Origin of the sequence: Gemmatimonas sp. (genome assembly GCF_036405635.1) — a bacterium.
In the GTDB taxonomy this organism is placed as follows: domain Bacteria; phylum Gemmatimonadota; class Gemmatimonadetes; order Gemmatimonadales; family Gemmatimonadaceae; genus Gemmatimonas.
In genome coordinates, this window is the sequence record NZ_DASWXE010000059.1 from 1 (window position 1) to 13,772 (window position 13,772).

At 64.7% G+C, this 13,772-nt stretch carries 14 protein-coding genes, 3 tRNA genes and 1 pseudogene; 17 read left to right on the forward strand and 1 reads right to left on the reverse strand.

From position 1 onward, the window contains the following. The 7 genes and pseudogenes from VGE27_RS03970 to VGE27_RS04000 all read left to right on the forward strand — a co-directional run. Positions 1-458 (forward strand): annotated as a pseudogene (locus tag VGE27_RS03970) (tRNA pseudouridine(55) synthase TruB); the annotation flags it as partial. 5 nt (positions 459-463) lie between these two features. Continuing rightward, entirely contained in the window at positions 464-1,441 is a 978-nt protein-coding gene (locus VGE27_RS03975; RefSeq protein ID WP_331048338.1) for a bifunctional riboflavin kinase/FAD synthetase, read from the forward strand. A gap of 92 nt (positions 1,442-1,533) precedes the next feature. Continuing rightward, on the forward strand, positions 1,534-3,204 hold the full coding sequence (gene secD, locus VGE27_RS03980; protein ID WP_331048339.1) for a protein translocase subunit SecD: 1,671 nt from the start codon (positions 1,534-1,536) through the stop codon (positions 3,202-3,204). 7 nt (positions 3,205-3,211) lie between these two features. Beyond that, a complete protein-coding gene (gene secF / locus VGE27_RS03985) occupies positions 3,212-4,216 on the forward strand; it encodes a protein translocase subunit SecF (protein WP_331048340.1) in 1,005 nt (334 codons plus the stop codon). A gap of 31 nt (positions 4,217-4,247) precedes the next feature. Continuing rightward, on the forward strand, positions 4,248-5,036 hold the full coding sequence (locus tag VGE27_RS03990) for a TatD family hydrolase (protein ID WP_331048341.1): 789 nt from the start codon (positions 4,248-4,250) through the stop codon (positions 5,034-5,036). 43 nt (positions 5,037-5,079) lie between these two features. Beyond that, positions 5,080-5,484: a RidA family protein gene (locus tag VGE27_RS03995; RefSeq protein ID WP_331048342.1), complete on the forward strand. Its 405-nt coding sequence runs from the start codon at positions 5,080-5,082 to the stop codon at positions 5,482-5,484. Next, on the forward strand, positions 5,481-6,158 hold the full coding sequence (locus tag VGE27_RS04000; protein ID WP_331048343.1) for a hypothetical protein: 678 nt from the start codon (positions 5,481-5,483) through the stop codon (positions 6,156-6,158). The genes VGE27_RS03995 and VGE27_RS04000 overlap by 4 nt, the downstream gene beginning before the upstream one ends. Before the next feature lie 55 nt (positions 6,159-6,213). On the opposite strand, the gene VGE27_RS04005 is transcribed toward VGE27_RS04000, so the two are convergent. Beyond that, positions 6,214-6,990, reverse strand: coding sequence for a UDP-2,3-diacylglucosamine diphosphatase (locus tag VGE27_RS04005; protein ID WP_331048344.1), 777 nt, complete (start codon positions 6,988-6,990; stop codon positions 6,214-6,216). Positions 6,991-7,074: 84 nt separating this feature from the next. On the opposite strand from VGE27_RS04005, the gene VGE27_RS04010 reads away from it, so the two are divergent. The 10 genes from VGE27_RS04010 to VGE27_RS04055 all read left to right on the forward strand — a co-directional run bounded on the left by VGE27_RS04010 (position 7,075) and on the right by VGE27_RS04055 (position 12,990). Then, on the forward strand, positions 7,075-7,551 hold the full coding sequence (locus VGE27_RS04010) for a thioesterase family protein (RefSeq protein WP_331048345.1): 477 nt from the start codon (positions 7,075-7,077) through the stop codon (positions 7,549-7,551). A gap of 31 nt (positions 7,552-7,582) precedes the next feature. After that, positions 7,583-9,367, forward strand: coding sequence for a peptidylprolyl isomerase (locus VGE27_RS04015; RefSeq protein WP_331048346.1), 1,785 nt, complete (start codon positions 7,583-7,585; stop codon positions 9,365-9,367). 10 nt (positions 9,368-9,377) lie between these two features. Further along, entirely contained in the window at positions 9,378-10,127 is a 750-nt protein-coding gene (locus tag VGE27_RS04020) for a hypothetical protein (protein ID WP_331048347.1), read from the forward strand. Further along, positions 10,102-10,653 (forward strand): LptE family protein, encoded by a 552-nt coding sequence (locus tag VGE27_RS04025; protein ID WP_331048348.1) that lies wholly within the window; start codon positions 10,102-10,104, stop codon positions 10,651-10,653. Before VGE27_RS04020 ends, VGE27_RS04025 begins: the two co-directional genes overlap by 26 nt. A gap of 35 nt (positions 10,654-10,688) precedes the next feature. Then, a complete protein-coding gene (gene rfaE2 / locus VGE27_RS04030; RefSeq protein ID WP_331048349.1) occupies positions 10,689-11,135 on the forward strand; it encodes a D-glycero-beta-D-manno-heptose 1-phosphate adenylyltransferase in 447 nt (148 codons plus the stop codon). Then, positions 11,128-11,871 carry a ribonuclease PH gene (gene rph, locus VGE27_RS04035; RefSeq protein WP_331048350.1) on the forward strand — a complete coding sequence of 248 codons (744 nt, stop codon included), beginning with the start codon at positions 11,128-11,130 and terminating at the stop codon, positions 11,869-11,871. The genes rfaE2 and rph overlap by 8 nt, the downstream gene beginning before the upstream one ends. Before the next feature lie 14 nt (positions 11,872-11,885). Continuing rightward, the gene (locus VGE27_RS04040; RefSeq protein ID WP_331048351.1) at positions 11,886-12,554 is read left to right on the forward strand and encodes a non-canonical purine NTP pyrophosphatase; all 669 of its coding nucleotides are present in this window, start codon (positions 11,886-11,888) and stop codon (positions 12,552-12,554) included. 89 nt (positions 12,555-12,643) lie between these two features. Continuing rightward, positions 12,644-12,717 (forward strand) — tRNA-Pro (locus VGE27_RS04045). 103 nt (positions 12,718-12,820) lie between these two features. After that, a tRNA-Arg gene (locus VGE27_RS04050) sits at positions 12,821-12,894 on the forward strand. A 24-nt stretch (positions 12,895-12,918) separates the two neighbouring features. Further along, positions 12,919-12,990, forward strand: a tRNA-Lys gene (locus tag VGE27_RS04055). Positions 12,991-13,772: the final 782 nt, after the last annotated feature.

Genomic DNA, 13,772 nt, shown 5'->3' on the forward strand with positions numbered 1-13,772 from the left:
CGCCTGTCACGGTGCATGTGCATCGCTGGGAGTGGCGCGGGGCAGGAGACAACACGCTCGACGTGCGGATCACCTGCGGTGGTGGCACCTACATTCGCGCGCTCGCCCGTGATCTCGGGCGTGCACTGGGAAGCGCCGCTCACTGCGAGACATTGCGCCGCGTACAAAGTGGGCCGGCAACGGTCGAACAGGCTGTGACATTCGATCAACTCGCACCGGGGAGCATCACCGACGGTGAGGTCGCGTTGCGTTCGCCGCTCGAGCTGCTGGGCGATATCGCCCGTCAGGAGCTCGACGACGCCGGACTGGCTGCGTTGCGATTCGGACGCACGGTGGAGGCCACCGTCCCTGGGACGCAGGTGGCACTGTTGCGCGATGGAGAGATCGCGGCCATCGGCGTGCGTGCCGGTGGCGACCGATGGCAGCCACGCGTCGTACTGATCGAGGCGAACGGCTAGTGACGATGCCGCTGGTGGAACGCGGATTGCCGCTCTCCGAGCGCGGCGCGGTTGTCACCGTCGGCACGTTCGACGGTGTGCACCGCGGGCATCGGGACGTACTCGCACAATTGGTGGAACACGCACGGCACCGTGACCTGCCCAGTGTGGTGGTCACGTTCGACCCGCATCCACTTGAAGTGGTGAATCCGGCCGCGGCGCCGCCGCTCCTCACGTTGCACCATGAGAAGCTGGAGTTGCTCGCCCTCGCTGGTGTTTCCTACGTGGCGGTCCTGCCATTCACGGAGACGCTGGCCGGCTTCGATGCGGACTATTTCGTGGATCATGTGCTGCGGGAGCGCTTTGCCGTATCGGAGCTGCTCGTCGGACACGATCATGGGTTTGGCCGTGGTCGCATGGGTGACATCGGCGTACTCCGCGCCTTGGGCCGCGCGCGGGGGTTCGACGTGACCGTGCTGCCTCCGGTGCACGCGGCCGACGGTACCGCCATCAGCTCCACGGCCATTCGGCGGGCCATTACCGATGGAGACCTGGGGCGCGCCGCGGCCGGCCTGGGACGTCGGTACGCGGTGTCTGGAATGGTGGTGCAGGGGGATCAGCGCGGCCGCACCATTGGATACCCGACGCTCAATCTCGGGCCCGTCTCGCCTCGCAAATTGCTGCCGCCGGACGGCGTCTACGCCGTGCGGGTCCAGCTGCCGCAAGGGACGTTCGGCGGCATGCTCAACCTGGGACCACGTCCCACATTCGGTGACGCCGGTCGCCGCATCGAAACGCATGTGTTCGATGCGTCCCAGAATTGGTACGGCGCCCCTGTCCGCCTCGACTTCGTGCGCTACCTCCGCGGCACGCGTCCGTTCCCGGGCATCGAGGCGCTGCGGGCCCAATTGGCGGATGACGAGCAGCAGGCGCGGGACGCCCTGCGCGTGGCTGATGCCGAACCCGGTTCAGACTGGCTACCGCACAGCCCCGAGCGCGCCTAAGTTTAGGGGCTTGGCGTACTTCATGTGCGCTTGCCGCTTTCCCGCGCCACTCCTTACCGGCGCGTTGACATTCCCTCTGGCCACCGGCATCGATGGCAAACCTGAAGTACCGCATCCTGCTCATTGCGGCGCTCTTCGCAGCGTCCGTGTTCGCGCTCTTCCCGCGCACGGTCGTTGAGCGCGTCAAGCGCGAAGGTGTCTTTGTGTACGACACCGTGCGCCGTGTCCCGCTCAAGCGTGGACTTGATCTTCAGGGGGGCATGCACCTCACCCTCGAAGTCGACGAATCCAAGCAGACCGTCGCCGACAAGTCTGAGGCGCTCGACCGCGCACTCAAGGTGGTGCGCCAGCGTATCGACGAATTCGGCGTGGCCGAGCCGGTCGTGCAGAAGGCCGGTAGTGAACGGCTGATCGTCGAACTGCCCGGCATTGACGATGCGGAACGTGCGCAGGACGTCGTGCAGAAGTCGGCATTCCTCGAGTTCCAGATCACCGACAAGACCCAGGCGCTCGAAAAAGTCATGGCGCGTTTCGACGAAATCGCCAAGGCGCAGGGCATCTCGGTCGCGAGTGGTACGTCCGCTGCAGCGGGTGACTCAGCGAAGCCGACGTCGGTGAACGCGCTGCTCACGCAGAAGAGCGACAGCGCGAAGGATTCGACGGCCGCGGTGGCCGGTACCACTGGCGCAGACAGCGCGGCCAAGCCCGCCGTCACCGGTGGCCTGTTCAGCAACAACGTACAGCCGGGGCAGATGCCCGGTCAGTACATCGTGCTGGAATCGGCGTTCCCCGCCATCGATCGCGCCATCCAGCATCCCGCCATCCTTGCCGCGGTTCCGCCGGGCAAGGTGATCCGGTGGGGCGTCGACTCGCTCGTCGCTGGCACGGCGCGCTATCGCGCACTCTATGTGCTCGATGCCCGTCCGATCATCACCGGTGAAGTGCTGACCGATGCGCGCCCGGCAACCGATCCGGTTGAAGGCAACGTCGTGCAGTTCACGCTGAACAACGAAGGCGCCCGTCGCTTCAAGACGGAAACCGGCAAGCATGTACGCGACAACATGGCCATCGTGCTCGATCAGCGCGTGGTCACGGCGCCCACGCTCAACAGCGCGATCGGCCGCAACGGTCAGATCACGCTGGGTGGTGGTACGCTGCAGGCGGCGCAGGACCTGGCCCTCGTGCTCCGGGCCGGCGCGCTGCCGGTGCCGCTCAAGGTCGCCGAAGTCCGCCAGATCGGCGCCAGCCTCGGCGCGGACTCCATCTCGAACGGTGTGATGGCGCTGGCCATCGCGTTCGGTCTGGTGCTCATCATCATGGTTGGCTACTACCGCTTCTCCGGCATGCTCGCCTGCGTCGCGCTCGTGCTGTATCTGGTCTACACGCTGGCCATCCTCGCCGGCTTCAATGCGGTGGTCACGCTCCCCGGTCTGGCCGGCTTCGTGCTCTCCATCGGCATGGCCGTCGACAACAACGTGCTGATCTTCGAGCGCATTCGTGAAGAAATCGACCATGGCAAGTCCACACGACTGGCCATCGATGAGGGCTTCCGTCATGCACTCGGCGCCATCATCGATACGTCGGCAGCCACCATCCTTTCCGGTATGGTGCTCTATCAGTACGGCACCGGTCCCGTGCGCGGCTTTGCCGTCACCCTGATCGCTGGTCTCGTTGCCGCCCTCTTCACGACGATCTTCGTCACCAAGACTTTCTTCCTCGTCTGGCTGAACCGCTCGCGCGGTACGCAGACGCTGAGCATCTGAGGCCACCATGCTGCGCATTTTTTACCACACGAAGTACGAGTTTGTGCGCTGGTGGCGCGTGGCCGCAGGGCTCACGCTGGCCTTCCTCGCTGCTGGCCTGATCAGCTTTGCCGTGACCGGTGGTGTGAACTACAGCATCGAGTTCACCGGTGGCACCCTCATGCAGCTGCAGTTCAAGACGCCGCCGGATGTGGCTGAGGTGCGTAGTGCCCTTGATGCCGCAGGGATCCAGGGCGCTGAGATCCAGCAGTTCGGTGCCAACACGGACTACACTGTTCGCGCTCGCGATGAGAAGCAGGTCGAGGCGCAGGACGCTGGCGCTGAGGGGATCTCCAAGCAGATCGCGTCAGCTCTCGATGCCAAGTTTGGCGCGGGTGCTGTTACGGTCGTACGCACGGAAGCGGTCGGCCCCAAGGTCGGCGCAGAGCTGCGTACCGGAGCGGCGATGGCCATGCTCATCGCGTCGTTCTTCACGCTGATCTACCTCGCCATCCGGTTCGACTGGCGCTTTGGTCTGGCGGCCGTGCTCTCCACCACCCACGACATCCTGATCACCCTCGCGTTCATCAAGATCTTCCACATCGAAGTCTCGCTGACCGTGGTCGCCGCCATTCTCACCCTCGTTGGCTACTCGGCCAACGACACGATCATCATCTTCGATCGTGTGCGTGAGAATCTGAAGAAGCCGCACAAGGGCGAGACGTTGTCACACATTCTCGATCGCTCCATCAACGAGACGCTGCCGCGTTCCATCATGACGCACGCGACGACGTTCTCGGCCACGCTGGCGCTGTTGCTGCTCGCCGGTGAAGTGATTCGCCCGTTTGCCTGGGTCATGGCGTTCGGTGTCGTGATGGCCACGTTCTCGTCCATCTACGTCGCCGGTCCGCTGCTGCTCTGGATCGAAGGCCGCTGGCCGCGTCTCGACGATGCGGCGACGGCTCGTGCCGTCCGCGCTGGTGAAGCGGCGGCGGCTGCGCCGCGCGGTGCAGACCGGGTGTCGGCGCGCTGAGCGCCGGCACGCCTATCGGATCCGCACCACCATGAGCGAGGTCGCATTCGCCGACAGTCACGTGCACCTCGCCGACCCCGCGTTCACGGATGACGTGGATTCGGTCATAGCTCGGGCCCGCGCAGCAGGTGCGCGGGCCCTTGTGTGTATCGGTGAGTCACCAGCTGCAGCCGCGCGCGCGCGGGCCATCTCGGCGCGCCACCCGGACCTCGTCTTCCACACATGCGGTGTGCATCCGCACGATGCGACTTCGTGGAACGATGCGCGGGATAGTCTCGCTGTGCGTGAGGCGGCTGCTGCGGGCGCCGTGGCGGTCGGGGAGTGCGGACTCGACTACCACTACGACCATTCGCCCCGTGCTGTTCAGCGTCGCACCCTCGATGCACAGCTGACGCTCGCATCAGAGCTCGATCTGCCCATCGTGTTGCATACACGCGAGGCGGAGGACGACACGCGGGACATGCTCCGAAGCGCGGCGCAGGCTGGGATTCGTGGCGTCCTGCACTGCTTCACGGGCAGCCCTGGCCTGGCCGAGGCCGGCCTGGAGGCGGGCTGGCATGTCTCGTTCAGCGGCATCGTCACCTTCCGGAGCTGGACCGATGAGGCCCTGCTGCGGTTGGTGCCCAATGACCGACTCCTCGTGGAGTCCGACGCCCCCTATCTTGCCCCGGTCCCCAATCGCGGGAAACGCAACGAGTCCTCGTGGGTACCGCTCACGGTGCGCCGGCTCGCGGAAGTACGCGGTACGACCGCTGAGTCCCTGGCGGCAGTGACGCTTCACAATACCCGGCAGTTTTTTCGTCTGCCGGTGACGACCTGAAGTTCGAGTACCCACGCTTCGCCTTGATACCGGATACACGCCGATGACGACTGTCACTCCGTTGCACACTGACCTCGCGCCGAAGGCGATCGGCCCCTATGCACAGGCGGTGCGTGCGAATGGGTTTCTCTTCACCGCGGGCCAGATCCCTCTGGATCCGGTGAGCATGGAAGTCGTGGCTGGCGGTGTCGCAGCGCAAACCGAACAGGTATTGGCGAACCTCTCGGCGGTGTTGTCGGGGGCAGGGTGCAGCTGGGAATCGGTGGCCAAGACCACGGTCTTCCTGCGCACGATGGACGATTTTTCTGCCATGAACGAAGTTTACGCCCGGGTCTTCGGTGACTCGCGTCCAGCCCGTTCGACGGTGGCTGTCGCCGGCTTGCCGCGCAATGTCAGCGTGGAGATCGAACTGGTCGCCGTGTTGCCGTCTGCATCGCCTACCGCGTGACTGATATGCGGCGCCTGCGCGAACGGCTCGAGGGCTCGGGCACGCTGACGACATTCGCGTTGGCGGCGGTGTTGTGCATGCCTGGCGCTCAACTCGCCGCGCAGCAGCCTCCCGATAGTACGCGAGCAGGACAACCACCCGTCGTGACGGGCGGTGCGCCAAAGCCTGTCCCGACGATCGCCCCACAGCCGCCGGCAAGCGCCGCACCGGCTTCGATCAACATGCGCGGCAAGGCGCCGCTGAGTGCGAAGCGGGCATTTTTGTACTCGGCCCTGTTGCCAGGGCTTGGACAGTCGCGGCTCGATCGTGGATCGTCCGGTGCCCTGTTTGCGAGCGTCGAACTCGCGGCGATGGTGATGCTGCGTCGCTCGGCCGCTGACGTGCGCGAAGCCCGTCGCTATCTGGTCGATACGCTGCCCGAGCGTTTTACCGTCAATGTGACGGGCACTGAGATACGCCTCGTTCCCGCCGGGACAGTGACCGGTATCTACACCAACGATCTGGTGCGCGCGCGACGCCTGCACGCAGAAGATTGGATCGCGGTGATCGCATTCAATCACCTCTTTTCTGGTGCCGACGCATTCGTTTCTGCGCAGTTGTGGGACATGCCGGTGCAATTGACCGCCACACCCTCGGCACAGGGTCCTCTGTTCGTGGTCACGGTGCGCTTCTAGCGAGCCCAATCGCTGCTTGCTGGATGGGCTCGCCGCGAACAGGATAAGGCGCGATCTATCGCTCGTCGCGCAGTGCCGGATTTGCCACGCGTTCCAACACGCTGTGCGACCCATCGGGCATCCACTGCCTGAGCGTGATGGCATCATCTTCGATGCGCAGGAACTGTTGGTCGAGATACCACGCACCAGCGTTCCCATACACGCCACGCCCGGCCGATTTGACGGCCGGTACGTGGGAATGGCCGTGCAGAACCAGTTGCGGGCCATCGGGCAGGTTCAGCGATTGCGTACCAACAGCAAGTAGTCCCGCGCCGCCATCGCGTGCGCGCGCCTTGCGACTGGTGTGCGATGAGCGCGCTGCGATCGACGTCGCGAGGTTTGGGTGCAGCCAGGAGAACGCTGTGATCGACCACGGATGCCGCAGAACTGTGCGCAGGCGGCGATAGGCAGCGTCCTCGATTTCGCGCAGGCCATCCCCGTGCGCCAGAAGCGCGTCCCAGCGTCCGATCTGACCACGCCAAGGATCGAGGGTGTAGATAGCTCCCGTTTCGCGCTCCAGGGCGTCGCCGCCCCAGCAATCGTGGTTGCCGCCAATCCACAGTACCGGGATACCCGCGTCGTGCAAATCCGCCAAGGCGGCGAGTACGCGAAACCCGATGCGAGGCATCGCATGGCGCCAGGCGAACCAGAAATCGAAGAGGTCGCCCATGATCACCAGCGACCGCGCATCCTCCGGCACAGCGCGCAACAGGCGCAGCAGGGCACGTTCGGCATCTGGTGATGCGACGCCCAGATGCACGTCACCAATGACATGGCATGGAGTGGGAAGCACATGGGCAGTCTAACCCACGCTCTCGACATGGACAAATGGGGTGGTTTGCTTGGCGTCCCCGGTCTGGGCAGGCATCTTCCCCCCATGGCATTTGAGACGACTTCCGAATTGCGGGTCCGGTACGCCGAGACGGATCAGATGGGCGTGGTGTACCACGCCAACTACCTGGTGTGGTGCGAGATCGGGCGCACGGACTTCATCCGCACAGCGGGCAAGTCTTACGCCGATCTCGAACGCGAAGGGGTGCGACTGGCGGTGTCGGAAGCCACGATCCGGTTCCACGCGTCGGCTCGCTATGATGATCGCATCGTGGTGCATACCAGCCTGTCCGCCGTGGGCTCACGTGGTATGACCTTTGCCTATCGCGTGGAGCGCATGGATCCCGCCGGTGGCACGCCGACGGTGCTGGTGCGCGCCACCACGTCGCTGGTTTGCACCAACGATCAAGGCCGTCTGGCGACCTTGCCGCGCGAGGTGCGGGACTGGCTTGAACGAGCAGCCAATCGCAACGAAGTCAATCAGGCCGACACGAATCGTGGAGGATTGTCTCATGCTGACTGATACAACACGCGTTGCCACATCTCGGGAGGGCGTGTCCTCTTGCGCCGTGGCACTGCGGTTCTCCTGCACACGGCGTGCTGTTCGTGCAGCGTGCGCGACGCTGGCTGTGGTGATCACGTCGGCCTGCGCGGGGACACCGGCGCCCGCCACCACCGCAGCTGATGCGCCGGTCAATGGCGAGAGTGCTGTTCGCCGTGAGGCGCGGCTGTTGTCGATGGTGGACCAGCGACAAGCCGACACGGCGCTCGTCGATCAGTTGCTGATGGATCCCGATCCGGCGCGACGCGCACGTACGGCGCTGGCCATCGGACAGGTACGCCTGCGCGCACGATATCCGGCTCTGCGGCAATTGCTCGTGGACGGCGACACCAGTATCGCAGCCAATGCGGCCTTTGCGATGGGCATTGCGAAGGATACAGGCGGCGTCGTGGCCCTCGCTCGCGCTGTGGCAGGGGCTCCGACGCCCGTGGCACGCGAGGCCGCGTGGGCGCTGGGTGAGATCGGCGAACCGGCACGCACGGTGCTCGCCGTCGCACTCGGTGATGGGCAGGCGCGACCACTCACTTCGAGCACCACCTCTCAGCGTGCGCCGGAAGTTCGCGCCGCCTTGGTCCTCGCCACCGTGAAGCTGCGGCCTGCACCCATTGCGTTGGTCACCCCGTGGCTGGCCGATACGTCGGCCGAGGTGGTGCGAGCGGCTGCCTATGTGATTGGTCGACTGCGCGCGCCGGCAGGTGCCCGTGCGGCGATGGCCGTCCGTACGCATCGCGATGAAGAAGTCCGCCAGCATGTCGCGCGCACACTGTCCAAGGCGACGGTTGGAGATTCGCTCGGAACGCCAGCACGTGAGGCTCTTCGGGCGCTCGTTGCCGACTCCAGTGAGCGGGTGCGTATCAATGCCGCGCGCAGCCTGGCCACGTTCGGTCCGACCATCGCCGATCAAGTCGAGCCCCTGTTGCGCGACCCGGCGCCCAATGTGCGTATGGCGATCGCCGAAGTGATCGGGGAGGCGTTCGCAAAAGATGCCGCACGGTGGCAACGCGCTTGGGATGCCGACACGGCGCTCCCGGTTCGGCGGCTGTTGCTGGGGCAGGCGCGGCGCCTCGATGTGGCGCTCGCACCAGGAGTCGAAGGCACCTGGGCCACGAACGAAGATTGGCGATACCGCGTGGCATCCGTTGCCACAGTGGATCGGGAGTCACCAGCGGCAAGGCGGGACACCGCGACCGCCGTCACGTTGCTGGGCGATCGTGACGGGCGGGTGCAGCGCGCCGCACGTGCCCGACTGGGGCGACGTGATTCGTCCGAGACCCGTGCACCACGGAACACCACGCCCCAGCCTCGGCCGCTGGCCGAGTACGAGGCGCTCGCTCGACGGTATGTGCTCTCGCGCACGGCACCGCGGGCCTACATCGATACCGACCACGGCACCGTCACGCTCGAGCTCTTCGGACGCGAGGCTCCACTCGTCGTGGAGGCCTTCACGCGCCTGGCGCAGAACGGCACCTATCGGAACACCACGTTCCACCGTGTGGTACCCAACTTCGTCGTGCAGGATGGTGATGCCAGCGGCGACGGATCCGGAGAATCGGGCTTTACGCTCCGTGAAAGCTGGACGCGCCAACGGCACGAACGCGGGTGTCTCGGGCTGGCCACGTCCGGACCGGACACCGGCGGTAGCCAGTACTACCTCTGCCACTCGACGCAGCCGCACCTCGATGGCGGCTACACAGTGTTCGGGCGTGTGATCGATGGTTTTGCCGCGATGGATCGCATCGTGCAAGGCGATCGCATGCTGCGTGTTCGAGTCCCCTGACGGATCCTTCATGAGTCGGACCTTCTTCATTCGGCGTTTCGTACCCGCAGCAGCGGGTTGGTCCTATCGGGAGCAGACCCGCAGTCGCATGACCGCGGTCTGCGCCATCGCTGCAGTCATCGCGTTGAGTGCGTGCGCGCCCAAGACGCGACCGCTCACGGGAGCGCCAACGCGGGCGGCCTTGCCTGAGCTGGCGGTTGATCCGCGGCCGCATGTGTTGGAGTTCACCTGGGAATACAAGGACGAAACCTTCGAGGCCACCGGCGATGGCGCGGTGCGCGTGCAGGGTCCTGACCGGGCCCGCCTTGATTTCTTTCTGCGCAATGGCATGGCTGGTGGGTATGCGATCCTGATCGGCGACACGCTCAACACACCGGGTGGTGATCTTGTGAAGCGCTTGTTGCCGCCGGCACCGCTGCTCTGGGCATCACTCGGCCGACTCGCGCTGCCCGCTACGTCCGACACTACAGCACGCATGGACGGCGATACCTTGCGGGCCGATCTCGGTGCGCTGCGTGGCAAGGATGCCTCCGCGGCTGATGGACGAGCCTGGCGTGTCGCCGTGGTCGGGGGTGGGTTGTATCGCGTCGAACGGATCGAAGGTGGCAAGACGGTGGAATGGGTGGAACGACGCCGTGAAGCCAACGGGAAGTGGCGTGTGCACTATGTTCATGAACGCGGCAAGCGTCGTCTGACGATCGCCATTACCGATACCAAGTTCGTCGAGGGATTCGATGCGGCCATCTGGCGCCGTTCATAGCGCGCAGCACATCTCCCGCCGTCAGTTCACGCAGGGGATTGTCGGTGCGATTGGTGCGGCAGCGCTGCTGATCTTGCCGGCATGCTACAGCTTCTCCGGCGGCGGCGGATTGCCGCGCAGTATCAAGACTGTCGCCATTCAGCCCTTCGACAATCAGACGGCCTCACCCGAGTTGCAGCGCGAGGTGTTCGAAGAGTTGCGCAAGGTGCTGCGTGACCGGCTCAATCTTCGCGAGGCACCGGAGGCTCGTGCGGACCTCGTGGTGCGTGGTGTGATCGCCAAGTACGATGTCGACCTGCCCGCCGGTGCCAGTGCTGATGGACGGCAGACGACCACCAATCGCCGTCGTCTGCAACTCGCGCTCGATGTCGAGATTATCGAACAGGCGACCGGGCGGGAATTGCTCAAGAAAAGCGGTATGCAACGTGAAGGACAGTACGCCGAAGGTTCGGAGCGCACAGGACGTCGCAACGCGCTCGAAAGCCTCATGAACGACATCGTCGAGGGAGTGCAGTCGCAGTGGTGACCAGAGATGCGCCGCGTCGGCCCGAGAGCAAGGTGATGACGTGGGAGTCCGCGGCCGAATGGCGACAGCAGGTGCGCGGTGCGCTGGTCTTCACCAATGGCGTGTTCGATCTTGTCCATCCGGGGCACATCGAAGTGCTCGACATGGCTCGGCGCGAAGGGGCCGCGCTCATTGTCGGAATCAACAGCGATGCGTCCGTCCAGCGTCTCAAGGGCCCTGACCGACCCGTGCGCAACGCGGCTGAACGGGCCATGGTGCTTGCCGGGCTCGAAGCGGTCGATGCCGTCGTGGTGTTTGGAGAAGACACGCCGCAGGCGCTGGTCGAATGCCTGCAACCGGATGTCATCGTCAAGGGCGGTGATTACACGCCCGAAACCATCGTCGGCGCCGATGTCGTTGCCGCTCGCGGTGGTCGCGTCGTCGTCGTGCCGCTCGTGCCTGGCCAGTCCACTACTTCGATCATCGAGAAATTGCGTGTCTGAGATCATCATTCCCCGCGCACGTGCGGAACGCTCCAACGATGCCTTGCGGCCGGTGTCACTCGAACGCGGTGCCGTGATGTACGCCGAGGGGTCCTGCCTCGTCACGTTTGGCAAGACGCGTGTGCTGTGCGCAGCGTCCGTGGAATCCGGTGTGCCGGGGTGGAGAAAGGGCAGTGGTGAGGGTTGGGTCACCGCCGAATACGCCATGCTGCCGCGCGCCACGAAGACACGATCTTCGCGCGAGCGTCAGCAGGTCGGTGGTCGCACGCAGGAGATTCAGCGGCTCATCGGTCGCAGCGTTCGGGCGATGCTCGATGATTTCCGCTTTGGAGAGTTCACCATCAAGGTCGACTGCGACGTGCTGCAGGCCGACGGCGGCACGCGCACGGCGGCCATTACCGGCGCCTGTGTGGCCGTGCAGGACGCGTTCACGTGGATGGTGAACACCGGGCGCATCATCGCGTCGCCGGTGAAGCGTCAGGTGGCGGCCATCAGTGTGGGTGTGGTCGATGGAGAAGTGCGTCTCGATCTCGACTATGAGGAGGACGTACGCGCGGGGGTCGACATGAACGTCGTCATGAGCAGTGAGGGCCGGTTTGTGGAGGTGCAGGGCACGGGTGAACATGGCACGTTTTCGCGGGCCGAACTCGATGGACTGCTGGGTACCGCGGTGGCGGGCATCGAGCAGCTGCTGGCTGCCCAGTCGCGCGTGCTGTCCGGGCCCGCGCAGGGGTGAGGTCACGACCGCCGGTGCTGCTTGCGACGCGAAGCGTCGGTAAGCTTCGGGAACTCGCTGCGCTCTTTGCCGACGCCGGACTCTCCGTCGAGACACTGGCAGACGCGGAGGTCGAGCCCGCGATGGAGGAAGAGGCACTCGAGGCGTACGAGACCTTCGAGCAGAATGCGCTGGCGAAGGCACGGTACTTTGCCGAACGCACCGGTCGGCTGGTTGTGGCAGACGATTCGGGCTTGTGCGTGGATGCATTGGACGGGCGTCCAGGGGTGCGCAGCAAGCGGTGGAGCGGACGCCAAGACCTGGACGGGAAGGCGCTCGACGACGTGAACAACGCCTGGCTGCTCAGGGAACTGAACGCCGCGGTCGGGCGTGGGCGCACGGAGCGCACGGCGGCTTATGTCTGCGCGGCGGCAGCCGTGTGGCCGGATGAGCGAGGTGGCTATGGCCATCTCGTGGCCATGGGGACCTCGGACGGGGTGATTCTGGAGTCTCCGCGCGGTGAGGGCGGGTTCGGGTACGATCCGTACTTCTCGTCGCTGCTCCTCGAGGGGCGGACCATGGCGGAGGTGAGTCGCGAACAGAAAGCGGCGGTCAGCCATCGCGGCGCAGCGGTGCGCAGTTTGCTGGCGCTACTGGACACACGCGGTGTGCTCGATCAGGTTGCGCGCTCGCAGGCGAAGTGAGCTGTTGCTGAAGTGGGTGCCGTCGCGGAATGCGTGAGCCCGTTGACCTTCAGCGGTGAGCAGGATATACTGCGCGGCTCCTGATGTTCCGGGGCGTAGCGTAGCCCGGTATCGCGCCTGCTTTGGGAGCAGGAGGTCGCCGGTTCGAATCCGGCCGCCCCGATCCGTAGGTTGGTGTGTAGGTGTTTGGCCGCTGTGAAGCGGAGCAGGGCCTGCTTCGGCAGGGTGGCAAGGTGCCCGGTAGGGTGACCAGTTGCGACGGGTAGGCGCCAGTAGCTCAGATGGATAGAGCGGCAGCCTTCTAAGCTGTTGGTCGGGGGTTCGAATCCCTCCTGGCGCGCTTTGTCTGTAGTCGTTCGAGTCCGCACCCTTAGCTCAATGGTAGAGCAGCTGACTCTTAATCAGTAGGTTCTAGGTTCGAGTCCTAGAGGGTGCATTTGCAGGATGCCCTGCTCGCGGGCAGATCGAAAAGGTTGCGGAAGCCACTTGTGTTTCCAGGCAAGTTCGGTTAAATAGTGAGTCTCAGGGCAAACGCGGTCACAATCGTGAAACGGTTGAGCGAGTCTTGAGAGCATGCGGCGGGTCTTCGGATCGGGCTGCAATCGCTGGTGAAGTCTGTAAGGCTGTTGGTGTTGCTGGTCGTTGTCCGCAGTCCGATTTTCGGTACTCGCAGGAACGGTTCCACAACTCTTCGAGGCTTTCACGGTTTTCTCTCGGTGCTGATCGGGTTCGATTCCCGGTGATGCTACTTGATGGCTTCGGCCATCTGACCGCGGCGGCTGGGTTTCCTGGCCGCCGTTGCTGTCTCCGGTGGTGAGGTTTTGAGGGGCCTGTTGAACGACAGGCAGCGCGATCCAAAAGATTGCGAAGGGGCTTGCGCTCTGACTCTCAAAAGCATAACTTCGCCACCCCTTCGCAGGGCAAGTCAGTGCGCGATGCAAATTGCGCAGGCCGCTCTGAAAGGACTCTGCTGTGTGTTGAGCGCGACTGACGTCGCAGCAAAAGACACCAAACGCGGGGCCTTGACGAAGAAAAGACAGCTGGTTAGCTGTTAAGACTGCCGCCGAGATGGCGGCGCCAAGCGATACGGTAAGTGACGCAGCCGCAAGCGGTTGCGCGAAGATAGCAGGTGAAGCAGGTGCTGTTTGACAATCGATGTTGAGATCGACGGATGTGCGGGGCGGTCTCTATGACCTGCGGCTTCTTCAGGGCTGCAGC